Origin of the sequence: Flavobacterium sp. LM5 (assembly GCF_002017945.1) — a bacterium.
Classification (GTDB): domain Bacteria; phylum Bacteroidota; class Bacteroidia; order Flavobacteriales; family Flavobacteriaceae; genus Flavobacterium; species Flavobacterium succinicans.
The window spans coordinates 224176-247880 of the sequence record NZ_MUFX01000001.1 but is presented as its reverse complement, the minus strand read 5'-3'; the positions used below and the strand labels follow the sequence as shown (position 1 = coordinate 247880).

Here is a 23705-nt window from a genome sequence, read left to right as displayed (position 1 = left end):
AAAGGCGATTCTATTGGTAAACTCTTAAAAAAAAATTGTAATATGAAAAATATAAAAAACACCTTGGCCTTTTTTATGGCCTTGTTTTTACTTCAATCTTGTTCTGATGATAAAATGGACGAGATTAATAGTAATTTAAATAATCCTTTAGATGCTCCTACTCGTTTTGTTATTACAGATGTAATGACTGCTTCGGCGTTTAGTGTTACGGGTTCTGATAACTCATTTTATGCAGGTGTTTATGCTGAATTAAATGCAGGTTGTTTTGGGCAAATGTTTGATGCTCAAAGAAGAAGTGGTTTGCCTCAATTAGCTTCAACTTATAATAATACATGGAATAGTAGTTATATTCAATTAAGAACTTTAAAAGGTATTATTGAAAAATGTTCTGTTGGTGGAAGTGAAGCTGGTAATAATACAACATTAGGTATTGCGCAAGTTTTATATGCGTATAATTTAGCAATATTAACGGATTTATTTGGTGATGTACCTTATTCAGAAGCTCTAAACCCAAATGTTAACAAGCAACCTAAATTAGATAAGCAAGAAGCTATTTATACAGAGGTTTTTAATAATTTAAATGAGGGTATTGCTAATTTGAATAGAACTTCTATTAGCTATGGTAGTATAGTAAATCAAGATTTGATATATGCTGGAAGCGCTGCAAAATGGAAAAAAGCAGCTAATGCTTTATTAGCTAGATATACAATGCGTTTGTCTTTGAAAAGACCAGATTATCAAGGTGTAATTAACTATGTAGACGCCTCTTTTGCCAATGCAAGTGAAGAGTTGAAGTTAGTTAATTCTTTAGTGCCTAATCCATATGCTCGTTTTGAACTGGACAGGAGAGCGTTAGCAGTTTCAAAAAGTTTTTATAATAGATTGGTAGCTAATGGTGCAGCTGATGCTCGTTTAGATGGTATGTTTACCAAAAAATCTGGAGCCGTTAGACCATACAATAACTCTATTTCAACTGAGCCAGATTTACAAGGTTTTTATTCTATTTCAGCATTAATCAGTGAGAAAAACCCAATATACATGATGAGTTATCATGAATTGTTGTTCTTAAAAGCAGAGGCTCAAGCAAGATTGAATCAGGATGCTAATGCCTTAGCAACACTTAAATTAGCCATCAAAGCAGCTTATTTAAAAGATCAATTTGTTAAATTTACTGCTGCTCAAGCAGATACTTATATTGCAACAATCCCTAATTTGACTGGAAACGATTTGTTAAAGAAAATTATGGTTGAAAAACATATTTCTTTCTATGAAAATGAAGGTGTTGAAGCTTATAATGACATTAGACGTCTTCAAGCTCTTGGTAATGGAGATTTAATTCCGTTAGTCCATCCAAATCCTGAATTGTTTCCAAAACGATTTGGTTACGGAAATTCGGACGTATTGGCTAATCCAAATGTTAAAGCGGCTTTTGGTGATGGAAATTATGTTTATACTGAAAACGTATGGTGGGCCGGAGGAACTAGATAATAGTTGCTTTTATCCTTATACTAGAAAACGCCTCAATTTTTGAGGCGTTTTTTTTGCCATTTTTCTGTAAGATCACTTTCTGTAGTTGCCTAAAAGGATCTACTTATGATTTCTTTACAATTATGAAAAATCCTTATGGAATCCCCCAATCTGTTTATAAAAAATACAATCCTATCGTAAAGTAAAGTAACTATTGAAAAAAAGCGCCCTTGAAATTCTTTATTCCAAGAGCGCTTTTTTTATTTAAAAATGAAGTACTTATTTTTTTGCCTTCTCGTAAAGTTTTTCTAGTGATGGAAAAAGAAAGTCAGCGGTTTTTTGAATCGGATTAAAAAATAGCGATTTATCCAAGGTCTCTTTTTTTGCCAAGAAATTATGGTAATTGATTTTTTCAAAAATCGTTAAAAAAATACTGATAATCAGGATGGCTTTTAAAACTCTAAACACACCGCCACCCACTTTGTTGATCCAACCCAAATAAGCAAAATCGGCTAGGCCTGTGAAAAATTTGCTGAGCATATAAATACCCACTACTACTACAATGAAGGTAAGCACAAAGGCTACGGTTTTGATGGTGTAGGGATTCCAATGTACGATACTCGAAATCAAAGAAGCCATAATCGCCGAAAATTTCACGGCTATATAAATTCCAATTACTAGGGAAACCAACGAAGCCAATTCGGCAAAAAGTCCGTTTTGAATGCCTTTGAACAGCGCATAAGCCAATAGACCACCAATTAAAAGATCAAAAAATGTCATGTTTTTAGGGTAAAAATTAAAGGCGCAAATATAAAAGAAATAGGCGATACCTGAACTCAATTTTCAAGTCCTTATCTTTGTGCAAAATAATTTTAATTTACGTTTTACAAAGCTGTAGTTCAAATCTACATCCATAATTCGTTAATCTACAATCAAAAATTAAATGTCTAGAGATATACAACTAAAAGAACGCTGGGAACAACTCGTTACCCTTTTATCCGATCGATTTTCGCAAGGCGAAGATTTGGATTTGGATGCCATAATTTACCTTATTGGTGTACAAGAGTTAGGTCAGGTGCACCGCGAGTTTAAAAAAGACGAAAAAGTCAACCTAATGCACATTGCGATTTGTAGACTGCTTGAACCTTATGGGTTTTATGAGTTTGACTTTTTTGATGAAGAAGGTTGGCCGCATTATAAAGTTAAAGAAGAATTACCTCCGTTAAAAGCGGGTGAACAATCCGTTTTGATGAAAGAGGCGATTGTAAATTATTTTGTAGAACGCGAGGTGATTGAATAATATATTTTATTGTAGGGACAAGTCGCGACTTGTCCCTACAAACAAAAAATCATATATTTGCACCTCAATTATGGAATGAAAATGATAGATAAGATAAAAGAATACATTGCAGAAGCACAAGCGTTTTCTACTCAAAATGGAGCTGAATTGGAAGCGTTCCGAATTAAATATTTGGGAAGTAAAGGGCTTTTGAAAGACTTGTTTGCTGAGTTTAAAAATGTTCCTAACGATCAGAAAAAAGAATTTGGACAAGTCATTAACTTGCTAAAAACTACTGCTGAAGAAAAAGTAAAGTCAATTCAAGAGCGTTTAGAAAATCAGCAAGAAAGCAAAGGCGTTTATGGCGATTTGACCCGAACAGGAGAGCCTATTATTATTGGTTCTCGTCACCCGATATCTTTAGTAAAAAATCAAATTATTGATATTTTCTCAACCATTGGATTCAATGTTTCTGAAGGACCAGAAATTGAAGACGATTGGCATAATTTTACAGCCTTGAACTTGCCAGAATACCATCCGGCTCGTGATATGCAAGATACTTTTTTCATTCAAACCAATCCTGATGTGTTGTTGCGTACGCATACTTCATCGGTTCAGGTACGTTACATGGAAAACAACAAACCGCCTATTCGTACCATTTCGCCAGGCCGTGTGTTTCGTAACGAGGCTGTTTCCTCGCGTTCGCACTGTATCTTCCATCAAGTAGAAGGATTATACATAGACAAGGAGGTTTCTTTTGCAGACTTAAAACAAACACTTTTGTATTTTACGAAGGAAATGTTCGGTAAATCAAAAATTCGTCTTAGACCGTCTTATTTTCCGTTCACGGAGCCAAGTGCAGAAATTGATATTTATTGGGGTTTAAAAACCGAAACGGATTATCGTATTACCAAAGGTACAGGTTGGTTGGAAATTGGTGGTTGCGGAATGGTAGATCCTAATGTTTTAACCAATTGTGGTATCAATCCAGATGAGTATAATGGTTTTGCTTTCGGAATGGGAGTAGAGCGTATCGCTATGTTGTTGTATCAAATTGGTGATATCCGTATGTTTTATGAAAATGACGTGCGTTTCTTAGAGCAATTTAAATCGATTATTTAGTAACAAGTTAATAGTCCTTAGCAGTTAGTTCTTTTGCAGTCATAGTATCTATTGACTGTGGACTAAGTACTATGGACTCATTTTTTAAACTATGAAAAAAGACATCATCATACCTGTTGTAGAAAATGTATTCATGGCCGCCGTTCAAGAATGGAGCGACGACTTTATGGAAAAAGTGTGGTACGCCTACTTGGTGAACGATAGTGATTTTGACATCGAAAGTGTGATGGTAGTTTCCAAAGCATTTGGTACTATCGATGGCGAAATGAAAAAGACTTCACTCTTGCGTCATGCTTTTGTACACGTTCCTTCAGTATCGGTAGTGAAAGTTGAAATGATTGAGAAAAGTGTGCTTTCGCTCAATAACGAGTTTATGGTAACGTATTTTATTGATGGTACCTTGTACGATAAAAAGTTCATTTTCAAAGCCAATAGCATCAACGAAACCGATACGGAAGAAGTACCAATTTTATTTGTTGAAGGAGTAATTGTTAGATAAATAGTGCTTTACAGAGCATAAAAAAATACCGTTAAGTGAGCGCTTAACGGTATTTTTTTTGAAGTAAATTTTAGTGTTATTCCTTCCATCCCCAAGGAGCACTTGGATTGTCTATTGGTTTCGAAAGATCAAACGTTACGGTAAACAATCGATCTGAACCGATACGTCGCAAATTATAACTAAATACTTTTTTGTCTAAGGTAATCCACCAAAGATTAGTAGCCGCTTTGGGTAGTAAATCAGCTGTTTCTTGATCGGCCGGAAAAAACTGAAGATTAGCCATTCCGGTATTTGGAGCCATTCCGCCATATTGCGTTACTTTATCAGGGGTTCCATCTTTATGACGGTGGTCGTGTTTGAGCTGAATTTTATTGCCTTCAAAAGTCAATACCCATGTTCTAGATTTATCGTCGCCGACAAAAAAAGGAATGCGAATGCGATTATTTTCGCAGCTTTTTAAATGCATAACCAATTTTTTTCCTGAAAAAGAATCGTTTGCCGAGCCACCTGCAGTGATTTGTCCCTCAAAAGATTGTCCACAATGCGTTTGTAATTCGGTCCAAAATTCAGTAGCGCCTGAGGTATTTTGCGCTGTGCAAATTGAAAATAGGCTTGATAAAAAAAGTGAATATAAAAATTTCATACGCTGTGTTAAAGTGTTTCTTTACGGAATTACTACTTTATAAATAGTGTTCCGTGGTTAATCCAATTGATCGGTTAGTTTTTTAAAGACCGCTTTGGCTTCTTTCCCTTCGTATAAAATTTGATACACAGCATCAATAATTGGTGTTTTTGCTCCGTAACCTTGATTGAGTTTGTAAGCGCTTTTTACGGCATAATAGCCTTCAGCAACCATACTCATTTCCATCATGGCCGATTTTACAGTGTAGCCTTTTCCGATCATGTTGCCAAACATTCTATTTCTAGAGAAAACAGAGTAACCCGTAACCAATAAATCACCCAAATAGGCAGAATCATTGATGTTTCGTTTCATTTTGTGCACTTTTCGGATAAACTTTTTCATTTCTCGAATGGCATTACTCATAATAACCGACTGAAAGTTATCGCCATACCCCAAACCATGGGCGATTCCTGCTGCTATAGCGTAGATATTTTTAAGCATTGCCGCGTATTCGGTACCAATAATATCATCAGAAATCTTGCTTTTAATATAATTACCAGACAAATTTTGGGCTACAAATTTAGCTTTATCGGCATCGCTACAAGCAATGGTTAAGTAGGAAAGGCGTTCCAATGCTACTTCTTCAGCATGACAAGGCCCTGTAATTACTCCAATGTTGTAATAGGGTATGTCGTATTGAACATGAAAATGTTCCCCTACAATTAAACTGGTTTCTGGGACGATACCTTTAATAGCAGAAAAAATAATTTTATCTTGTAAAGGAAGGGTGATTTTGGCTAATTCTCCATCTAAAAAAGCCGAAGGAATGGCAAAAATCAGATAGTCGGCGTAGCTTACGGCTTCATTAATATCCGAGGTAAGAAAAAGTTTATGGGTATCGAATTCAACTGAACTTAAATAATTCGGATTGTGTTTAAAGTTTTTTATGTGGTCAATTGCATTTTCATTTCTCATATACCAGCAAATCTCTTCCTGGTTCACACATAGCATTTTAGCGATAGCAGTAGCCCAACTTCCACCACCAATTACTGCAAATTTTAATTTATCGGCCATTTTTTTATTAAATTTTATCAAAAGTACTCAAAATACTAGTAATTACACAAATTAATTTTGTGAGTACCTTTAAATCAATGTCAAGTAAGCGTGTGGAAATCTTTATTCGTTTTGATAAAAAAAGTTAGCTTACTGCATAATATAAATACTATTGTTGCGTTGTAAGTGATTAATAATTAAGGTCTTGATGATTTTGATTATTATTTGGTTTAGTTAGTTTTGTTTTTAGTTATTGAAAAAGGCGTTTTACTTTGTGTAAAACGCCTTTTATCGTTATTGTTCTTTAAACTTTAGTAACTTGCTGTTACAATTTCTCTAACTTTCTCAGGAGTAATGTTTTGTTTTTCTCCTAAGCCCTTCCAACCTCTTTCTTCAAATCTTTTTGCTATAAAATCGGCTGTTTTTTCGAAATCTTTGGTGTAGTCAGATAATTGGGTTTGCATTCCCATTGCATGAAAGAAGGCAGCAGTTTTGTTGATAGCTTCTTTAGCCATTTCGTCTTCGCTTCCAGTTAGATTAAAAATACGTTGACCATATTGGGCTAATTTTGCTTTTTTCGTTTCAAACATTACCTTGTATAAGTTAGGACCAATTATCGCCAATGTTCTAGCATGATCAATTCCATACAATGCCGTTAATTCGTGTCCAATCATGTGTGTAGCCCAGTCGCTAGGAACTCCTTTTTGGATTAGTCCGTTGAGTGCCATAGTACAGCTCCACATAAAGTTTGAGGCCAAAGCATAATCTGTAGGGTCCTCTACTACTTTTGGTCCAATTTCGATTAGGGTTTGCAAAATACTTTCGGAAATACGGTCTTGTAAATAACCTTCATGTGGATAGGTCAAGTATTGCTCTAATACGTGAGTGTAGGCATCTACAACGCCGTTTTGTAATTGACGCTTTGGCAATGAAACAATCACTGTTGGGTCACAAATGGAAAATTTAGGAAACAAAGCACTTCCGCCAAATGCCAATTTTTCTTGTGTAGCTTCAATCGTTACAACAGAGCCTGAATTCATTTCAGATCCTGTCGCTGGAATTGTTAGGACAGTACCAAAAGGAACTACTTTGCTAAGGTCTTTGATGAGTAAGCGTTTCTGTAAAATATCCATCGGGTTGCCTTCAAAATGTACAGCTGCCGATATGAATTTCACGCCATCAATGACGCTACCGCCACCTACTGCCAAAATAAAATCGATATTTTGTTCTTTGATTACGGCTACCGCTTTCATCAATGTTTCGTAATGAGGATTTGGTTCAATACCACCAAATTCAACAATGTTATGATCTGGAAGCGCTGCTTTTACTTGATCATAAATACCGTTTTTGAAGATACTGCCTCCTCCGTAAGCAATCAGGATTTTTGCTTCTGCAGGAATCAAGGTCGCTATTTTTTCTATTTGTCCTTTTCCGAAAATTAAATTCGTAGGATTGTATAATTCGAAGTTTAACATGATTTTTTTTTAAAGAGTTACTAAGATACTAAGATTCTGAGTTTTTAAAGCACATTTAAATCTCAGTAACTTAGCTTCTCAGCATTTTAGAGACGTTCTCTTATTTTTTTGAATGCAATTGAGCCAATAATTTTTCGGCAACTAATTTTGATGAAGCAGGATTTTGTCCTGTAATCAATATACCATCTTCTACGGCGTAGGATTCCCAATCGCCAGCTTTGCTGTAAGAACCACCATTTTTTTGTAACATATCTTCCACCAAAAAAGGTACGACATTGGTTAATCCCACGGCTGCTTCTTCGGAGTTCGTAAAACCAGTTACTTTTTTACCTTTAACCAAGAAATGGCCATTTACTTTTACGTTTTTTAAGGCAGCAGGTGCATGACATACAAATGCTACTGGTTTATTTTGTGTGTAAAAAGTAGCAATTAAGTTTGAAGAAGTTGTATTCTCGGCCAAATCCCATAATGGACCGTGACCTCCAGGGTAAAAAACAGCATCGTAATCTGCAGGATTAATAGTGGCTAGTTTTTTGGTGTTTTTTAGTTTTTCTAAAACTACAGCATCTGCATCAAATCGTTTAGTATCCTCAGTTGCTGATGCTGGATCGGCACTTTTTGGGTCAATTGGTGGTTGTCCTCCCAGTGGTGAAGCAATATCAATTTGAACACCTTTGTCGGCCAATGCATAATAGGGAGCAGCAAATTCTTCTGTCCAAAATCCTGTTTTTTCTCCTGTGTTACCCAATTGATCGTGGCTGGTCACTACAAATAATACTTTTTTCATCTTTTTATTTTGTTTTTGTGCAGTTGCTACAAAGCAACTCAAGGTTACTACTAGAATCGATAATAAGGTGCTTTTTTTCATCGCTTGTTTTAATTTGAGACTGCAAATTTATAGCGAATATGGTATTAGTAAAAATAATTTAAATTATGTTTGTGATAAATATATTTATAGCAATGGTAAATTTAGAATGGTATCGCACGTTTAAATCAGTATACAAAAACGGAAATTTTTCGTTAGCCGCTAAGGAGTTGTTCATTAGTCAGCCTGCAGTCAGTCAGCAAATTGCTATGCTTGAAGCCCATGTAGGATATACATTATTCAACCGTAAATCAAAAGGGGTGGTGCCTACGGAATACGCAAAGTTACTCAATAACTTAATTATTGATGCTTTGGATCGCTTAGAAAATGTAGAAAACGGTTTTAGGGCTAAGGCCTTCAATACTAATCGGTTAGTGTCTATTGGAATTTCTAAGCATTTGTTGGGCTGTTTTGGTAGTTCATTAGTATCAAAATTTGATTTTATTGACTTCACTTTTGGGGCCAACGAGGAGTTATTTGATTTAGTAAATTCAAAGAAAATAGATTTTGCGATAGTAACCAAACAGTACGATACTTTTGACACGCTACAGCAGCAATTAGGTGAAATAAAACAAGTCGTTGTGGCTACTCCAGATATTGATCTTCAAATCGTAAAAGAAAATATTACTGCCAATGATTTGGTAGCTATAGAACATTGGATGAACGATCAGAAGTGGTACAGTCATGACTCTGGAATACCGCACATTAAGCTATTTTGGTTACATGTTTTTAATAAAAAAAGACCTGCCATCATAGCCAATTATATCATTCCATCAGAAAATGAAATGATTGCAATTCTTGCTCAAAACACGGGTATAAGTGTGGTTTGGGACTGTAATGTTGCATCAAAGATTCAGGATAAAGCGTTACAGTTGGTATGGGACAGTCCCAAAATGCCTACTACACCTGTATTTTTATTGTCAGGAAAGAATGATAATTTAAATGCTATTGCTCAAGAAATAGCTGTTGTTGTAAAAGTGGTTTTGGAATAATTATTTTTTGTAAAAATTATTATGATCTAGATATTCCCACACGTTATGCGGTAATAAAGGGCGAATGTTTTTGCCTTTTTTGATGCAATTGCGAATAAAAGTAGCCGAAATTTCAACAACTGGGGCATCTATGATTTTGATTTTGGGATGATTGGCAAAAGAGGGGTTTTCGGCTCCAGTATCAATTGCTTTTTGGTTGTTTTCTATGGCTTCGATTCTCGGATAGACATAAATGGAATAATGCTCTAAAATGGCTTCATAGTTTTTCCATTTGTGCAACGATTTTAAGTTGTCTTCGCCCATGATTAAAGCAAACTCGTTTTCTGGATATTTCTCTTGTAAATGTACCAGTGTGGTAATCGTATAATTGGGTTGCGGTAATTTAAATTCGATATCCGAAGGCTTTATTTTTGTATAAGTATCAGTGGCCAAATGCACCATATGTAACCGATGATAATCATCTAGTAAAGTACTTTTCTTTTTTAGCGGATTGTGTGGCGTCACGACCATCCAGATTTGGTCCAAATCGGTATGTTCTGCCATATGATTGGCAATAATCAAATGGCCCACATGAATGGGATTAAAAGTACCGAAATATAGTCCGATTTTCATTTAACTTAGTAACTAGTGATAGTAAAAAATAATTAGTTTTTGAGTGTTTTCCAAAAAGCATTAATCATTTTAGATTCTTCCTCTATTTGGCTTAGAATTTCTGTGTACAAAGTTTCATTTGTTATAAAACCAAGTTCATTAGCAATTAGTAGCTGAGTTTCAATTTCGAATAGTGAACCTCTTGAAATATCTAAAAAATGACTAAATGATCTATCTGTATTTCTTCCATAACCTTCAGCAATATTAGAAGGAATAGATACTGAAGCTCTTTTTAATTGACTTGTTAGAGCATATAATTCTTCCTGAGGAAATGATTTTACTAACTGATAAACTAAGCAGACTATTTTAATGCCTTTTTGCCAAATCAATAAATCTTTATATGATTTTATTTCCCCCATTTCAAGCTAATTACTTTTTACTAATCACTAATTACTTTTTACTAATCACTAGTTACTATTTACTAATCACTATTCAGAAACAAAATCCTTCACCAATTGATACGCTTCCTCAAGTGCAATAGGCAAATCGTAATTTTTGATAATCACATCAAATTGTGGAGCGGTAGCCAATTCTACTGAGGCTTTGGCAATGCGCATGTTGATTTTGTCTTCGCTTTCGGTAGAGCGTTCTTTGAGTCTTCTTTTCAATTCATCAACGCTTGGAGGTTTCACAAAAACAGCTAAGGTTTCTTCTGGAAATTTATGTTTAATGCGTAATCCGCCAGCCACATCAATATCAAAAATCACATTTTTGCCCATAGCCCAAATGCGTTCCACTTCGCTTTTTAGTGTGCCATAGAAATTATCGCGATAGACTTCCTCCCATTCAACAAACTCTTCAGCTTTGATGTGTTTTTTGAATTGTTCCAATGACATAAAATAGTAATCCTTGCCATCTACTTCTTCGCCACGAGGTAAACGGGTTGCTGCCGAAATAGAAAATTCCAAATTCAAATCTTCTTTTCCTAATAAATGCCTAACGATTGTTGTTTTTCCTGAACCAGACGGAGCTGAAAAAACTATTAATTTTCCTTTTTTCATATTTTTAGTAATTAGTGATTAGTGAATAGTCATTAGCTAATTACTAATCACTATTCACTAGTTACTTATAATACATTCAGTACTTGCTCTTTAATTTTCTCCAATTCATCTTTCATTTGAACGACTAATTTCTGCATTTGAGCATGATTGGATTTAGAACCCATAGTGTTGATTTCTCTACCCATTTCTTGTGTGATAAAACCTAGTTTTCTACCATTAGCTTCAGTTCCTTTGATGGTGTCTAGGAAATAATCCAAATGGTTGGTTAAACGTACTTTTTCTTCGGTGATATCTAGCTTTTCTAAATAATAAATAAGCTCTTGTTCAAAACGATTTTCGTCTACGTTGACTTGCAATTCAGCAATAGCGGTTTGCAAACGATCTTTGATGGCTTGCACACGTTCTGGGTCCAAAGCCAAGGCTTCGTTCATGAATTGACGAATGTTAGCAATACGCAATTGGAATTCCTTTTCTAACGAAAGGCCTTCGTCTCTTCGGAAATTCAATATGTTTTGCAACGCTTCTTCGATAACGGTTTGGATTTGCGCCCATTCGTTGGCATCGATTTCTTCGCGCTCTATTTTCATGGTGTCTGGCATGCGTACGGCCATTTTCATCAATTCGGTTGCGTCAGCATCAGGATACACTTCACGCAATTGCTCGATGTAGGCTTTTACAATAGGAACATTTACTCGTGTGGAGGTTTGTTCTGCAGTACTTTCGATATAAATGGAGAAATCAACTTTACCTCTTTCTAGTTTTGAAGCAATTTGAGTACGAAGCCCCAATTCCATTTCACGGTATAAAGAGGGCATTCGGACACTTAAATCCAAGCCTTTGCTATTTAAGGATTTTACTTCTATAGAGATTTTTTTGGTAGGCAATTGCAAGGTTGCTTTGCCGAAACCCGTCATGGATTGTATCATAATTGTTGTAAAAAGCTGTAAAGATAACAAAAAGTTATTTGTGTGTTTTTGAGCGAAGGCTATTAATTAGCATCCGTTTCTTGAGAAGTTTTCATTGTTACTAGATAGACACCAGAAAAAATCAATATTGCAGCACCAATTTTGACCCAGTTGAGTTGGTCTTTGCCTAGTCCTATCGCAAAAATGGAAGCAAAAAGAGGTTGTAAGTAAATGAAAACGGCCACCGTAGTAGGTTTTAATTCTTTCATCGAAAGTAAATTCAATAAATACGTCAAGAAGGTAGAAACCACGACGACAAAAGTAATTTTATAATAAATAGATAAAGGAATAGTTTGCCATTGTACAACCTCCAATTCGCTCCATCCAAAAGGAAGAACCATGATGAAGCCCAAAAGATAAATCCATTTGACAAAGGTAAAAGCATGGTAGGTATGCATTAGTTTTTTGACAAGGATCAAGTAAAAAGCATACGAAATGGCATTGACTAATACCAAAAAGTTGCCCAGTCCAGCATCAGAGGTGGCGCCAATGGATTTGCCATACAGAATCAAAAATGTGGTACCAAGTAATCCGAGAACAATACCAAGAATCATTCTTTTCTTTAAGCGTTCTTTCATTATAATTGCTGATAAAACCAGTACAATCATTGGTGTAGAAACCATAATTACCGCCGCCGAAATGGGAGAAGTAAGGCTTAATCCTTTGAAAAAGGTAAGCATATTAAGGGCTACGCCAAAAAAAGCTGCAGCAAAAATCCTTAGAAAATCTTGAGGAGCAATTTTTTCCTTAGGCATAAAAAGCCAAGTGAGCCAAAACAAAAGGCTCGAACCTCCAACGCGTAAAACAATAAAACCGAAAGCATCGATATACAATGGCATTACATCCTTGGCAATGGTAAACGTTACACCGTAGATGATCGAAACGATAGTGGCACCAACTAAGGCAAGATTTCTTTTAGACATGGAGAGCTAGATGAACTTGATGTATGTTTTGTTGACTATTGCCAATATAAATTTTGTCATTAATAATAAATACCGGTCGGCTCAAAAAGGTATAATGCTCCAAAATGTATTTTTTAAAATCGTCCTCGGTAAGGTTTTGATTTTTTAAATTCATCGACTTGTACAATTGTGCTTTTTTGCTAAACAATGCTTCGTAACTTCCTGAAAGGCGATGCATTTCCTCTAATTCTTCAATAGTTATTGGGTTTTGTTTGATGTCGTGAAAGGCTAAATTGTGGTTTGCAGGCAAGGCCTTTATGATTTTTCTGCAGGTATCGCAAGAAGCTAAATAGTATATTTTGTTCATGTAGTTGACTTTTTATGGTTACAAAGGAAAATCATTTCTACTAAAAATGAGTATTTTTATCCAAAAAATAAAAACTATGAATGCAGTATTTGAGTTGACAGCAACGAGCCGAAAAATGGTAGCTCCTTTTCTAGAAAAATATACTTTAGAGCAATTAAATGAAATTCCCAAAGGATTTTCTAATAATTTATTTTGGAATATTGCTCATATTGTAGTTACCCAACAATTATTAGTTTACAAATTATCAGGTTTACCCATGCAAGTTTCAGACGAAATGGTAGAGAAATATAAAAAAGGAACCAAACCTGAGCATACTGTTACTGCTGAAGAATTAGCAGAAATTAAAGCCTTACTTTTTTCAACGGTAGAGCAAATGAAAAATGATTACGAAAACAACGTTTTTGAAAAGTATACAGAATACCCTACATCAACTGGATTCACATTGCACAATGTAGAAGAAGCCATGACCTTTAATGCTTTTCACGAAGGAATACACCTTGGAATTATGATGAGTATTAGAAAATTTCTGTAAAACATCACCACGGAATCACTAGAAATGCTTTGAGATCTTTCAGGTTTTGAAGCATTTTTTATTTGATCAATAGATAGTTGTTTATGGTGGTATACGGAAGAAATAATTCTTTAGGTCCTTCAGCATAAGCAGCGGCTTCGTATTGATTGTAATATAACAGTAATCCATCGCTGGTAAAAAATATATTTTTGGGTAATTGAAAGGTGTCGTCTTCAAATAAGCCACCCGTTTGATTGATGTTTCCAGTCAACGGAATGTTGTATTTGATGCGAAACTTTTTTTCAACCATTTTTTTGAACGCATCGTAATTTTTGAAAAGACTTCTGTTGGTGATTTTTTTTCCAGTAGCGGGATCGAATAGTAATGATTGTTTGCCTTCAAAACCATGTGCGCCTCCTGTAAAAGTATAATGGTTAATTTCTAAATTAATAATAGCCTTGGAACGATAAGTAACTTCGCCTTCGATTTTGGCATCCCAACCAAAAGTAGAGTTTGGATATTCATCTCTAGTGCTTTCAAAAGTGGAGATGAATGCTTTTGTTAAACCCTCATAATCGTTATCAGCAACAGGATTTTCGTTAACGTATACTAATTCTTTGACCACTCCAAATACTTTTTTGTTGATGCTATCAGCGGCAATAGAATTACTAGTGGTGAACGGGATTTGTAATTTTATTTCGGTACAATTTTCTTTACAGAGGATAGTGCTTTTCTCTTTGAATTCTTTTGTGGAAAATTCTAATTCATTGGAGCAAGCACTTAAAATGAGGATCAAAAAAACGCAAAGTATTCTTATAGTCATGGATAAAAAACTGTTGATTACACTCAAAGGTAGCTCAGTTATAACTTGTATTCTCATTATTTAACGGTAAATTTGCATTTTTAAAACTAATAGATCTATTCTTAACAAAAAGATATTATGAATTTTCTATGGTTACCATTATTGCTTGTGTCTATTATGTATTGCTTTGACGATCAGTAGTATTTGTGGTTTTGGGTAACTCTTTTTTATTTAGACCTAAAGTTCGTTCAACAAAAAAATAAAAACAATTATAGTTATGAAATTCAATACTAAAGCAATTCATGGTGGACAACATCATGATCCTGCCACAGGAGCAGTGATGCCGCCGGTGTATCAAACCTCTACTTTTGTACAAACTAGTCCGGGGCAGCCATTGAATCCTGAATACGAATATAGCAGGGCGGCAAACCCAACACGATCAGCCTTGGAACAGGCCTTGGCGAGTATTGAAAACGGTACACGCGGTTTGGCTTTTTCTTCAGGATTAGCGGCAACAGATTGTGTGTTGCGTTCCTTCAAGGCCGGGGATGAAATTATCGCTATGGATGATTTGTATGGCGGAACGTATAGAATGTTTACCCGTATTTATAAAGATTCTGGCATCAGATTTCATTTTGTTGACATGAATGATTTGGAAAAATTTCAATCTTTAATCAACGAAAACACTAAATTGGTTTGGGTAGAAACGCCTACTAATCCGTTGATGAAATTAGCGGATATTGCAGCAATTGCTCAAATTACTAAAGCTAAGAATATTCTTTTTGCGGTAGATAATACGTTTGCAACCCCTTATTTGCAAAAACCTTTAGATCTTGGAGCCGATATTGTAATGCATTCTGCAACCAAATATTTAGGTGGTCATTCGGATGTGATTGCTGGAGCTTTGATTGTGAAAGACGAAGCATTGGGTGATCAATTGCATTTTCAACAGTTTGCTACCGGAGCCACTTTGGGGCCAATGGATAGTTTTTTGGTGTTAAGAGGTATTAAAACTTTGCATTTACGTGTGCAAAGACATTGTGAAAATGGCGAAAAAGTAGTAGCTTTTTTAAATTCACATCCTAAGATTAAAACAGTATATTATCCAGGTTTGCCAGAGCATCCGTTTCATGAAATAGCCAAAAAGCAAATGAGTGGTTTTGGCGGAATGGTCTCCTTTACCTTTCAGTCTGAAAAGAAAGAAGATGCAATCGCATTTTTAGAAAAGCTGAAAGTGTTTACTTTGGCAGAATCATTAGGTGGAGTAGAATCGTTGGCAAATCACCCCGCTTTAATGACGCATGCGTCTATCCCTGAAGAGAAGAGAAAAGAAGTAGGAATTACCGATGATTTGGTGCGACTAAGTGTTGGTATTGAAGACGTATCGGATTTGATTGCCGATTTAGAACAAGCATTAGTATAGTTCCGAATTATGATATAAAAAAAGCTCAATTTTAAAATTGAGCTTTTTTTATTAGAATTCTAGGTAATGGATATAACCAATATTAAAACCAACCAACCAATCATTGGACTTATTCTCTTTATAAATATCTTTATTCGGATTCAGTCCATCCACCCAGTCCGATGTAAAATATTGAAAACGGAGATCAACTAATAAGTCACTCATTCTACCCAGTTTGTATCTTGTACCTACTCCAGCAACCACAGACACAACCGATTTGCTTTCGCTAGAAAAACCGTGCGGTCTTCCGTCAGAAGGGGTTAGGTATTTGGGAAAGGTAGTACTAGCCAGCCCTAAAGGGCCTATTGTAGAAGAGGCTTTTGTATCATAAAAACTATAAGTAAGTCCTAAGCTAGCATAAGGGCCAAAAGTACCAATACTGTTTTCGAAATCATGGATTTTAATGAAGTTAAACTCTGCTTGTACGCCAAGATTAATTATTCTGGACGAGCCTGACATGGCTTTAAGTTGTTCTTTTCCTATCGAAGGTTTGCCCTCATCTACCCATTTACCAAAATGATTAAAGTTGGTGGTGGCATAGGATACTTCAGATCTTATTTTAAAATGTTCAGAAAAAAAACGCTCATTATCTGCTCTAGAAGAAAAGTTTAAATAGTGAACAAAACCGATGGAATAACCTGAATTGCCTACATTGGTTTCCATGTCGCCACGCTCTCCATAATCGGATTTAAAAACAATAGGACCGGTTAGTATTCCTATTTCATGCGAGGTATTCCATTGTGCTGAAGCTATAAAAGTACTGAAGAGCACTAGTAGTAAAGATAAAATATATTTTTTGAACATTTGTGGCATTTTAATTGCGCGCAAATATATAAAATCTATTAACACTTAAAGAGGGGTAAAAAGTTAAACCTTTAATTATTAGTTAAATTTAATTTTCTTTACACATACTACAACGATTTCGTAAAAAGTATGCGTTTATATTAGTATTTATTTATAAATGCTTGTATAAAAGATAATTTTATGCATTTTTAGAAAAAAATAGGTCAAATTTATCATTTTGATTTATATTTGTAATCATTAACAATGCGTTTTTAACGTCTTTATAATCATACTATCATGTCACAAAGTATTACTAATTTTATCGATTCGGTTACAAAAAAGAATCCGAACGAAACTGAGTTTTTGCAAGCTGTATTAGAAGTGGCAGAAACGGTAATTCCTTTTATCGAAGAAAATAAAAAATACCAAAACAAAATGCTTTTGGAGCGCATGGTGGAGCCAGAGCGTGTTATCATGTTTAGAGTTACTTGGCTTGATGATAAGGGGGAAACACAAGTAAATCGCGGTTACCGTATTCAAATGAATTCGGCTATCGGACCTTACAAAGGTGGTTTGCGTTTTCACCCATCGGTAAATTTAAGTATCTTGAAATTTTTAGCTTTTGAACAAACGTTCAAAAACAGTTTGACTACTTTGCCAATGGGCGGTGGTAAAGGTGGTTCTGATTTTGATCCGAAAGGAAAATCAGATAACGAAATCATGAAATTCTGTCAAAGTTTTATGACCGAATTATCGAAACATATTGGTGCTGATACTGACGTTCCTGCTGGAGATATTGGTGTTGGTGGAAGAGAAGTTGGGTATTTATTTGGTCAATACAAAAGATTGAGAAATGAATTTACAGGTGTATTAACTGGTAAAGGTATTTCTTTCGGAGGTTCTTTAATTCGTCCAGAAGCTACTGGTTACGGAACAGTATACTTTGCACAAAGTATGTTGAAAACAAAAGGGGATTCTTTTGAAGGAAAAACTGTTGTTATTTCTGGTTCTGGAAACGTTGCTCAATTTGCTACTCAAAAAGCAACTCAATTAGGTGGTAAAGTTGTTACTTTATCTGATTCTGCTGGGTATATTTATGATGCAGACGGAATTGATGCCGATAAATTAGCTTTCGTAATGGAGTTGAAAAACGAATTACGTGGAAGAATTAGCGAATATGTTGCTAAATATCCAAATGCTAAATATGTGGCAGGGAAACGTCCTTGGGAAGTAAAATGTGATATTGCTTTGCCTTGTGCGACTCAAAATGAATTAAACGGTGAAGAAGCAGCTCTTTTATTAGCTAACGGATGTATTGCAGTGGCGGAAGGTGCTAATATGCCTTCTACTCCAGAAGCTGTAACCGCTTTCCAAAATGCTAAAATTTTATTTGCTCCAGGTAAAGCTTCTAATGCTGGTGGTGTTGCTACTTCTGGTTTAGAAATGTCTCAAAACTCTTTGCGTTTGAGCTGGACTGCTGAAGAAGTAGACGAGAAATTATACAATATCATGTTGAATATCCACGCTTCATGTGTACAGTATGGTACCGAAGCCAACGGTTTTGTTGATTATGTGAAAGGTGCTAATATTGCTGGATTTGTAAAAGTAGCCGACGCTATGTTGGCTCAAGGAGTAGTATAATTGTTCCCTTAATAGTATGGAATGCCTTCTTCCGGTAACGGTTGAAGGCATTTTTTTATTCTATAGAATCAAAATCAAAAACTTTCGTTTATACTATATTTGTAATTCATTTGAAGAAGATCATGAATAGAGTAGTAGTGCTTTTTTGCCTTTTGTTAACCTTTCATTTTGGTGCTGCTCAAAGTCAGGAGTCTTGGCAAGGCTATTTTTCATTTAACGAAATTAAAGATATTGCTTCAAATGGAGAAAGTACTTTATTTGCAGCCTCCGAGAATGCGCTTTTGACTAAAAATACCATTTCAAATACCACTAAAACTACCACTACGGTAGATGGATTGTCGGGATTGACCATTTCGGCCTTATATCATGCCGCTAGTTTTAATAAGACCATTATTGGGTACGAAAATGGCCTTTTGATTGTGGTTGATGAAAAAGACGGAAAAATTTCCAAAATTGTCGATATTGTAAACAAACAATTGCCAGCTGAGATCAAAAAAATCAACCATTTTTTAGAATATCAAGGGATTTTATACGTTTCTTGTGATTTTGGAATAGTGCAATTTAACTTAAATACACAGCTTTTTGGAGATACTTATTTTATAGGCGATGTAGGGAAAGAAATTTCGGTACGACAAACGGCTGTTTTTAATGGAGTGCTGTATGCTGCAACTGAAAAGGGTATTAGAGCAGCAAGTGTCACGAATCCAAATTTAAACGATTACAAACAATGGTCCGTCTTAGCGCCGGATAATTGGGCGGGAATTACAGTATTTGGTAATGATTTATTTGCCGCTACCGTATCGGGTGGCTTGTCAAAATTCAATCTTATAACGTTTCCTCCAATTCAAAATTTTGGTGCGCCGATTGAAGATTTGCGTTCAACGGAAACTTTTTTATTGGTCACTACCTCAAATCAGGTTACGGTTTTTGGAGCCAATATGCTGCAGATAAAACAAATGAATAGCAATCAGATTTTGGATAAAAATCCCGTTTTTACTTGTGCTACCGTGTTAAACGCCACTTTGTTTTTGGGCACCAAAGATAATGGGTTGCTTACTACAACTTTATCGTCCAGCGCTTCAATTGAAGACGGAACTCCACCAGGACCTCTTCGAAATGCAATTTTTGCCTTTCAAGTTACACCTACTACGCTTTGGGCAGTTTTTGGTGGCTATACAGGGGATTATAACCCGTATTCTTACAACAATAGTGGGCCTAATTTATACGGCATTAGTCGACTCAATGCTCAAGGTTGGTCTGCAATTCCTCAGGATAAAGTATTAGGAGCCAAATCCATTTCAAGAGTGTTGATTGATCCCAAAGATGAAACGAAAGTATATGCAAGCTCTTTTTTTTCAGGGCTTTTAAAGATTGAAAATGAGGTGCCAACACGATTATTTGATCAAACAAATTCTGGTTTGGAATCCATATCTTTTTTAGGCCCCACTTATTTCGATGTTCGCATCAACGGAACTGCTTTTGATAAGTTAGGTAATCTTTGGTTAACCAATTCGAGAATCGAAAATGGACTAAAGGTTTTGAAAAGTAATGGCCAATGGCAAAGTTATTCCTTGAATACCATTGCTGAAGAAAGTATCGACGTCAGTATGGGACGAATGATTATTGATAAAAATAGTACTAAGTGGATCGCCTCTAATACCGATGGGGTGATTGCTTTTAGTGAAGTGGGTACACCTACGTTTAAGAAAATGACGTTAGGTACGGACAAGGGGAATCTTCCCACAACCGATGTTCGGGCATTGGCGATTGACAATAACAATCAGTTGTGGATTGGTACCACTAAAGGACTTCGGGTGTTGGCCAACGTAAATAGTTTTCAGAACTCGGCGCAACTGAGTGCAAAGCCTATCATTATCTTGGAAGATGGCGTAGCACAAGAGTTGTTATTTGAACAGTTTATCAATGCTATTGTAGTAGATGGAGCCAATAACAAATGGGTCGGAACGGCTGATTCGGGTGTTTTTCTACTCTCTTCCAATGGGCAAAAAACGATCTATCATTTTACTGTAAATAACTCACCATTGCCCAGTAATACTATAAATGATATTGGGATTAATACTGTCACAGGCGAGGTATTTATGGCTACCGCCAAGGGTATGGTTTCGTTCAAAGGAGTGGCCACAGGCGCTAGTGATTCTTTAAACAATGTGTATGTGTATCCCAATCCCGTTCGGCCAGAATTTAGTGGAACGGTAAAAATTGCAGGACTTCTAGATAGAGCGAACATTAAAATCACCGATATTGAAGGTAATTTGGTTCACGAAGCCATTTCTGAAGGAGGAACTATCGAATGGGATACTACTGCTTTTGGTAAATACAAAGTAGCTTCGGGTGTGTATATGATTTTCATCTCAGCCGATGATGGAGTAGAAACCAAGGTGAAGAAGGTGATGATTATCAGGTAGAAATTCAAATTTTTAAATTCCAAATTCCAAACTCCAAAAGAATGTTTGTAAAAATAAAAAACATTATTTTTCTAATTTCGAATAACCATAGTTGGTTGCTATCGAATAATTCCCCCTTTGGGGCTAGGGGGCTATGTTAGTAAAAACTAAGGCTATCGTTATTTCGACTTTAAAATTTCAAGAAAAAAGTTTGATTGTAAAGTGCTTTACGCAATCGCATGGTTTAAAGTCTTATTTTGTTCGCGATGCTTTTTCGGGCAAAAAAAACAATCAAAAAATCGCTTACTTTCAACCGTTATCGATCTTGGAAATCGAAGCGGTTCACAAGAACAAAGGAACCTTAGAACATTTTAAAGAAATCAAAACTGCCATTCCGTTTCAAACTATTCCGCTAGATGTCGTCAAGAGCACTATGGTCTTGTTTCTTTCTGAAATTTTGCATCATGCAATTCATGAAGAAGAAAAAAACGATGATTTGTTCCAGTACCTTGAAGTGGCTTTACAATGGTTAGATACTCATAACGAGACTAGCAATTTTCACTTGATTTTAATGCTAGAGATTACTAAGTTTTTAGGATTTTATCCTGATACATCAGAGATGGATTTGCCATTTTTTGAAATGAAAGAAGGTGTTTTTTCATTATTCCAAGCCATTAGTTCTTTATCTGAACACCAATCGAATCTATTCAAAAAGTTGATAGCATTGCGCTTGGATTCTGATCAAAAAGTGTTTCATGTTACCGAACGTCAAATTTTACTCAAAATTTTAATCGAATATTATAGCTATCATTTGGATGGATTCAAGCAGCCCAAATCTTTGGATATTTTGAAAGAAATTTTTTCTTAAGTTTAAATTAAAGTTTTATATTCGTACGTCATTTATTGGCCCTTTATTTACTAACAAAACTTTAATTTTAAAATGAAAAAAATTACCTATTCAGCCTTGCTGGTATTGCTAGTTTGTGTTTCTGCAATTTCGCAAAGAAAATACGACGAGATCATTAAAACCGAGAACTCAGTACAAGATTTAGTACAAAACGAAATTACAGGAATTGTAGTTTTTAAAGAAGGAGGTACTGTAAAAGGTGTGGATCCGGAAACAAAAAAAATAATTTGGACACTAACTAAAGACGATTTTGGAAGTGTTTCTGTTGGCGATATCATGAAGGATGGTGATTTTGGTAATCTATTTAAAGATAAAAAACCACTTACAAGTGTTGCTGGAAGTCCTTATGTGGAGGCTTATATCAATAATAAGTATATTATCATTAATACAGATTCTGGTAAAATTGTGTACAATTCATCAAAAGAATCGTTTTGGGTAGTGCAATCAGATTTTATCCCTGAAACTGATGAGTATTTGTTGACCTTGAAAAAAGATGGGGACATGACAATTGCTTTGTTGGATATGAAAACTGGTGAGCTAAAATGGAACACCCCTGTTGACAAAGCAAAGTCTTTGTTTAATTTTTCATTGAAGCTATCTGCTAACACAAACATTGCAAAGGTAAACGGAATGGTGATTTACTATTTATTGTATGGAAAGCTATATTCTTTTGATAGAAGTTCGGGTAAGTTGAATTGGAAAGCAAATGAGGAAGAGTATTCCAAATTCTTTGTTACACAAAATGACAAAAATATTGTAGTGGTAAACAGCCAAGGTGTTTTTTCCTCTAAAGAATATTTAAATGTGTTGAGTACTGATACTGGGAAGAGTATCTGGAAAGAGTCGATCAAAACCAAAAAAGTAGTCTACCTTGAGGATTGGGGATCGAAATTATTAATTGCTCACTATAGTGGATTTAATTTCTATGATTTAAAAACGGGTGAAAAAATTTGGAAGAAAGATGCTCGTGGGGATGGTTTGAAAAGAGTAATTCCAATTGATCAAGATTTTCTTTATGTAGCCGAAAACGAAATGATGTTAATCAATAAAGAAGGTGAAAAATTATGGAAAAAATTTATTGAAATTTCAGATGACAAAGAGGATCCTATTTATTATTTAGGAAAAGTGGGTGAAAAAGTAATGTATCTTACAGGAACCTACGGTAATATGGTAGATTACAAATCAGGTAAAAAATTATGGAAGCGTAACATCGAATTTGATAAAACTCGCCCTGTTTTACCAACGTTTGAAGAAGCATCCAATTCTTATTTGGTATATAATGATGAGAAGTTGTACAAGTTCAACCCAACCATTGATGATAAACCCGAGCCGTTTGCAAAAGTAAATATCAAAAATGAAAAAGAACTAAATAGTATAGAGTTGTTTCCATGGGGCGTTGTGCTTGCAGGGCCCGTTGAGGTAATGGGTGTAAGTATGGATGGTGCTGTAAAATATCACCATATATACAAACAACCAGGTGAAACTGGAAGACGTTTGCTAAAAAGTACCGCACTGGTTGGAAGTGCAGTAATGGGCGGTGCAGCTTTTGGTAGCGCGATTAAAGGAAGCGAGCTAACTATGGAAACTCGTGATGCAAACGGTAACAAGCAGGTTGTAACCTTACGCGAAAGAGATAAAACCAATATGGCACAAGCCGAAGGGTATGCTGCTGGTGCCGCTGCATTAGGAATGATTGCTGAGAAGTTCGGTTCTCGTTTTAATGCCATGAAACAAAATCGTGACTTCTCTTATATTTTTGCCAAAACGGAGGCAGGAGAAAAGATGCTTGTGAAGGTGAGAAAAATTGATGGTGTTGAGGTGGATAAAATTACGTTTACCAACAATCAACCACAATACGAAATTGATCCAGCCACCCAGAACATCTTTTATGTTTCTGATAATTCTATTCAAATTTTTAATAAAAAATAAAAAAT

General features: G+C 35.4%; 24 protein-coding genes. 11 read left to right on the top strand and 13 right to left on the bottom strand.

All coding sequences use genetic code 11. The features are described from left to right. Window positions 1–42: 42 nt before the first annotated feature. Complete coding sequence (locus BXU11_RS01050; RefSeq protein ID WP_078210686.1) at window positions 43–1488, top strand: SusD/RagB family nutrient-binding outer membrane lipoprotein; 1446 nt, start codon at window positions 43–45, stop codon at window positions 1486–1488. Window positions 1489–1746: 258 nt separating this feature from the next. Here BXU11_RS01050 and BXU11_RS01045 read toward each other — a convergent pair whose 3' ends face one another. Continuing rightward, window positions 1747–2247, bottom strand: coding sequence for a CvpA family protein (locus tag BXU11_RS01045; RefSeq protein WP_078210685.1), 501 nt, complete (start codon window positions 2245–2247; stop codon window positions 1747–1749). A 163-nt stretch (window positions 2248–2410) separates the two neighbouring features. Between BXU11_RS01045 and BXU11_RS01040 the strand changes: the two genes are divergently transcribed. From BXU11_RS01040 to BXU11_RS01030, 3 genes are all read left to right on the top strand, one after another. Further along, window positions 2411–2767: a hypothetical protein gene (locus tag BXU11_RS01040; RefSeq protein ID WP_024979798.1), complete on the top strand. Its 357-nt coding sequence runs from the start codon at window positions 2411–2413 to the stop codon at window positions 2765–2767. Window positions 2768–2848: 81 nt separating this feature from the next. Continuing rightward, window positions 2849–3868: a phenylalanine--tRNA ligase subunit alpha gene (pheS, locus tag BXU11_RS01035; protein WP_078212005.1), complete on the top strand. Its 1020-nt coding sequence runs from the start codon at window positions 2849–2851 to the stop codon at window positions 3866–3868. A 91-nt stretch (window positions 3869–3959) separates the two neighbouring features. Then, window positions 3960–4367: a hypothetical protein gene (locus BXU11_RS01030; RefSeq protein WP_078210684.1), complete on the top strand. Its 408-nt coding sequence runs from the start codon at window positions 3960–3962 to the stop codon at window positions 4365–4367. Between the two features lie 76 nt (window positions 4368–4443). Here the strand turns inward: BXU11_RS01030 and BXU11_RS01025 are convergent, their stop codons facing one another. The 4 genes from BXU11_RS01025 to BXU11_RS01010 form a co-directional block, all read right to left on the bottom strand. Then, the gene (locus BXU11_RS01025; protein WP_078210683.1) at window positions 4444–5010 is read right to left on the bottom strand and encodes a hypothetical protein; all 567 of its coding nucleotides are present in this window, start codon (window positions 5008–5010) and stop codon (window positions 4444–4446) included. 57 nt (window positions 5011–5067) lie between these two features. Beyond that, the gene (locus BXU11_RS01020) at window positions 5068–6063 is read right to left on the bottom strand and encodes an NAD(P)H-dependent glycerol-3-phosphate dehydrogenase (protein ID WP_078210682.1); all 996 of its coding nucleotides are present in this window, start codon (window positions 6061–6063) and stop codon (window positions 5068–5070) included. Between the two features lie 290 nt (window positions 6064–6353). Continuing rightward, window positions 6354–7517: an iron-containing alcohol dehydrogenase gene (locus BXU11_RS01015; RefSeq protein ID WP_078210681.1), complete on the bottom strand. Its 1164-nt coding sequence runs from the start codon at window positions 7515–7517 to the stop codon at window positions 6354–6356. Between the two features lie 100 nt (window positions 7518–7617). Continuing rightward, window positions 7618–8385 carry a type 1 glutamine amidotransferase domain-containing protein gene (locus BXU11_RS01010; protein WP_078210680.1) on the bottom strand — a complete coding sequence of 256 codons (768 nt, stop codon included), beginning with the start codon at window positions 8383–8385 and terminating at the stop codon, window positions 7618–7620. 71 nt (window positions 8386–8456) lie between these two features. On the opposite strand from BXU11_RS01010, the gene BXU11_RS01005 reads away from it, so the two are divergent. Continuing rightward, window positions 8457–9374 carry a LysR family transcriptional regulator gene (locus BXU11_RS01005; protein ID WP_223253644.1) on the top strand — a complete coding sequence of 306 codons (918 nt, stop codon included), beginning with the start codon at window positions 8457–8459 and terminating at the stop codon, window positions 9372–9374. On the opposite strand, the gene nadD is transcribed toward BXU11_RS01005, so the two are convergent. The 6 genes from nadD to BXU11_RS00975 all read right to left on the bottom strand — a co-directional run bounded on the left by nadD (window position 9375) and on the right by BXU11_RS00975 (window position 13260). Then, window positions 9375–9986, bottom strand: coding sequence for a nicotinate (nicotinamide) nucleotide adenylyltransferase (gene nadD, locus BXU11_RS01000; RefSeq protein ID WP_024979806.1), 612 nt, complete (start codon window positions 9984–9986; stop codon window positions 9375–9377). It lies immediately after the preceding gene. A 32-nt stretch (window positions 9987–10018) separates the two neighbouring features. Continuing rightward, the gene (locus BXU11_RS00995) at window positions 10019–10384 is read right to left on the bottom strand and encodes a four helix bundle protein (protein WP_078210678.1); all 366 of its coding nucleotides are present in this window, start codon (window positions 10382–10384) and stop codon (window positions 10019–10021) included. A gap of 69 nt (window positions 10385–10453) precedes the next feature. After that, a complete protein-coding gene (gene gmk, locus BXU11_RS00990; RefSeq protein WP_078210677.1) occupies window positions 10454–11026 on the bottom strand; it encodes a guanylate kinase in 573 nt (190 codons plus the stop codon). 65 nt (window positions 11027–11091) lie between these two features. Then, entirely contained in the window at window positions 11092–11952 is an 861-nt protein-coding gene (locus tag BXU11_RS00985; protein WP_035717179.1) for a YicC/YloC family endoribonuclease, read from the bottom strand. Between the two features lie 62 nt (window positions 11953–12014). Beyond that, the gene (locus tag BXU11_RS00980) at window positions 12015–12914 is read right to left on the bottom strand and encodes a DMT family transporter (protein WP_078210676.1); all 900 of its coding nucleotides are present in this window, start codon (window positions 12912–12914) and stop codon (window positions 12015–12017) included. After that, window positions 12907–13260 (bottom strand): arsenate reductase family protein, encoded by a 354-nt coding sequence (locus BXU11_RS00975; protein ID WP_024979811.1) that lies wholly within the window; start codon window positions 13258–13260, stop codon window positions 12907–12909. Before BXU11_RS00975 ends, BXU11_RS00980 begins: the two co-directional genes overlap by 8 nt. Before the next feature lie 76 nt (window positions 13261–13336). Between BXU11_RS00975 and BXU11_RS00970 the strand changes: the two genes are divergently transcribed. Beyond that, a complete protein-coding gene (locus BXU11_RS00970; protein WP_078212004.1) occupies window positions 13337–13792 on the top strand; it encodes a DinB family protein in 456 nt (151 codons plus the stop codon). Window positions 13793–13850: 58 nt separating this feature from the next. On the opposite strand, the gene BXU11_RS00965 is transcribed toward BXU11_RS00970, so the two are convergent. After that, window positions 13851–14651 (bottom strand): DUF3298 and DUF4163 domain-containing protein, encoded by an 801-nt coding sequence (locus tag BXU11_RS00965; RefSeq protein ID WP_223253643.1) that lies wholly within the window; start codon window positions 14649–14651, stop codon window positions 13851–13853. A 199-nt stretch (window positions 14652–14850) separates the two neighbouring features. On the opposite strand from BXU11_RS00965, the gene BXU11_RS00960 reads away from it, so the two are divergent. Further along, window positions 14851–15996 (top strand): cystathionine gamma-synthase, encoded by a 1146-nt coding sequence (locus tag BXU11_RS00960; RefSeq protein ID WP_024979814.1) that lies wholly within the window; start codon window positions 14851–14853, stop codon window positions 15994–15996. A gap of 51 nt (window positions 15997–16047) precedes the next feature. On the opposite strand, the gene BXU11_RS00955 is transcribed toward BXU11_RS00960, so the two are convergent. After that, window positions 16048–16839 (bottom strand): glutamate dehydrogenase, encoded by a 792-nt coding sequence (locus BXU11_RS00955; protein WP_078212003.1) that lies wholly within the window; start codon window positions 16837–16839, stop codon window positions 16048–16050. 276 nt (window positions 16840–17115) lie between these two features. On the opposite strand from BXU11_RS00955, the gene gdhA reads away from it, so the two are divergent. From gdhA to BXU11_RS00935, 4 genes are all read left to right on the top strand, one after another. Beyond that, complete coding sequence (gdhA, locus tag BXU11_RS00950) at window positions 17116–18459, top strand: NADP-specific glutamate dehydrogenase (RefSeq protein ID WP_024979816.1); 1344 nt, start codon at window positions 17116–17118, stop codon at window positions 18457–18459. A 122-nt stretch (window positions 18460–18581) separates the two neighbouring features. Next, entirely contained in the window at window positions 18582–20885 is a 2304-nt protein-coding gene (locus BXU11_RS00945; protein ID WP_078210674.1) for a two-component regulator propeller domain-containing protein, read from the top strand. Window positions 20886–21018: 133 nt separating this feature from the next. After that, the gene (gene recO, locus BXU11_RS00940) at window positions 21019–21732 is read left to right on the top strand and encodes a DNA repair protein RecO (RefSeq protein ID WP_024979817.1); all 714 of its coding nucleotides are present in this window, start codon (window positions 21019–21021) and stop codon (window positions 21730–21732) included. A 72-nt stretch (window positions 21733–21804) separates the two neighbouring features. Beyond that, a complete protein-coding gene (locus tag BXU11_RS00935; protein WP_078210673.1) occupies window positions 21805–23700 on the top strand; it encodes a PQQ-binding-like beta-propeller repeat protein in 1896 nt (631 codons plus the stop codon). The last annotated feature ends 5 nt before the right edge of the window (window positions 23701–23705 follow it).

Bases quoted from the DNA above. Each gene is read 5' to 3' on its own strand.
- BXU11_RS00970 (WP_078212004.1), top strand. From the start codon at position 13,337: ATGAATGCAGTATTTGAGTTGACAGCAACGAGCCGAAAAATGGTAGCT.
- BXU11_RS00995 (WP_078210678.1), bottom strand. From the start codon at position 10,384: ATGGGGGAAATAAAATCATATAAAGATTTATTGATTTGGCAAAAAGGC.
- nadD (WP_024979806.1), bottom strand. From the start codon at position 9,986: ATGAAAATCGGACTATATTTCGGTACTTTTAATCCCATTCATGTGGGC.
- BXU11_RS01050 (WP_078210686.1), top strand. From the start codon at position 43: ATGAAAAATATAAAAAACACCTTGGCCTTTTTTATGGCCTTGTTTTTA.
- BXU11_RS00945 (WP_078210674.1), top strand. From the start codon at position 18,582: ATGAATAGAGTAGTAGTGCTTTTTTGCCTTTTGTTAACCTTTCATTTT.
- BXU11_RS01025 (WP_078210683.1), bottom strand. From the start codon at position 5,010: ATGAAATTTTTATATTCACTTTTTTTATCAAGCCTATTTTCAATTTGC.
- BXU11_RS00960 (WP_024979814.1), top strand. From the start codon at position 14,851: ATGAAATTCAATACTAAAGCAATTCATGGTGGACAACATCATGATCCT.
- BXU11_RS00965 (WP_223253643.1), bottom strand. From the start codon at position 14,651: ATGAGAATACAAGTTATAACTGAGCTACCTTTGAGTGTAATCAACAGT.
- BXU11_RS01040 (WP_024979798.1), top strand. From the start codon at position 2,411: ATGTCTAGAGATATACAACTAAAAGAACGCTGGGAACAACTCGTTACC.
- pheS (WP_078212005.1), top strand. From the start codon at position 2,849: ATGATAGATAAGATAAAAGAATACATTGCAGAAGCACAAGCGTTTTCT.
- BXU11_RS01045 (WP_078210685.1), bottom strand. From the start codon at position 2,247: ATGACATTTTTTGATCTTTTAATTGGTGGTCTATTGGCTTATGCGCTG.
- BXU11_RS01020 (WP_078210682.1), bottom strand. From the start codon at position 6,063: ATGGCCGATAAATTAAAATTTGCAGTAATTGGTGGTGGAAGTTGGGCT.
- BXU11_RS00980 (WP_078210676.1), bottom strand. From the start codon at position 12,914: ATGTCTAAAAGAAATCTTGCCTTAGTTGGTGCCACTATCGTTTCGATC.
- gmk (WP_078210677.1), bottom strand. From the start codon at position 11,026: ATGAAAAAAGGAAAATTAATAGTTTTTTCAGCTCCGTCTGGTTCAGGA.
- BXU11_RS00975 (WP_024979811.1), bottom strand. From the start codon at position 13,260: ATGAACAAAATATACTATTTAGCTTCTTGCGATACCTGCAGAAAAATC.
- BXU11_RS01015 (WP_078210681.1), bottom strand. From the start codon at position 7,517: ATGTTAAACTTCGAATTATACAATCCTACGAATTTAATTTTCGGAAAA.
- gdhA (WP_024979816.1), top strand. From the start codon at position 17,116: ATGTCACAAAGTATTACTAATTTTATCGATTCGGTTACAAAAAAGAAT.
- BXU11_RS01030 (WP_078210684.1), top strand. From the start codon at position 3,960: ATGAAAAAAGACATCATCATACCTGTTGTAGAAAATGTATTCATGGCC.
- BXU11_RS00935 (WP_078210673.1), top strand. From the start codon at position 21,805: ATGAAAAAAATTACCTATTCAGCCTTGCTGGTATTGCTAGTTTGTGTT.
- BXU11_RS00985 (WP_035717179.1), bottom strand. From the start codon at position 11,952: ATGATACAATCCATGACGGGTTTCGGCAAAGCAACCTTGCAATTGCCT.
- recO (WP_024979817.1), top strand. From the start codon at position 21,019: ATGTTAGTAAAAACTAAGGCTATCGTTATTTCGACTTTAAAATTTCAA.
- BXU11_RS01010 (WP_078210680.1), bottom strand. From the start codon at position 8,385: ATGAAAAAAAGCACCTTATTATCGATTCTAGTAGTAACCTTGAGTTGC.
- BXU11_RS00955 (WP_078212003.1), bottom strand. From the start codon at position 16,839: ATGTTCAAAAAATATATTTTATCTTTACTACTAGTGCTCTTCAGTACT.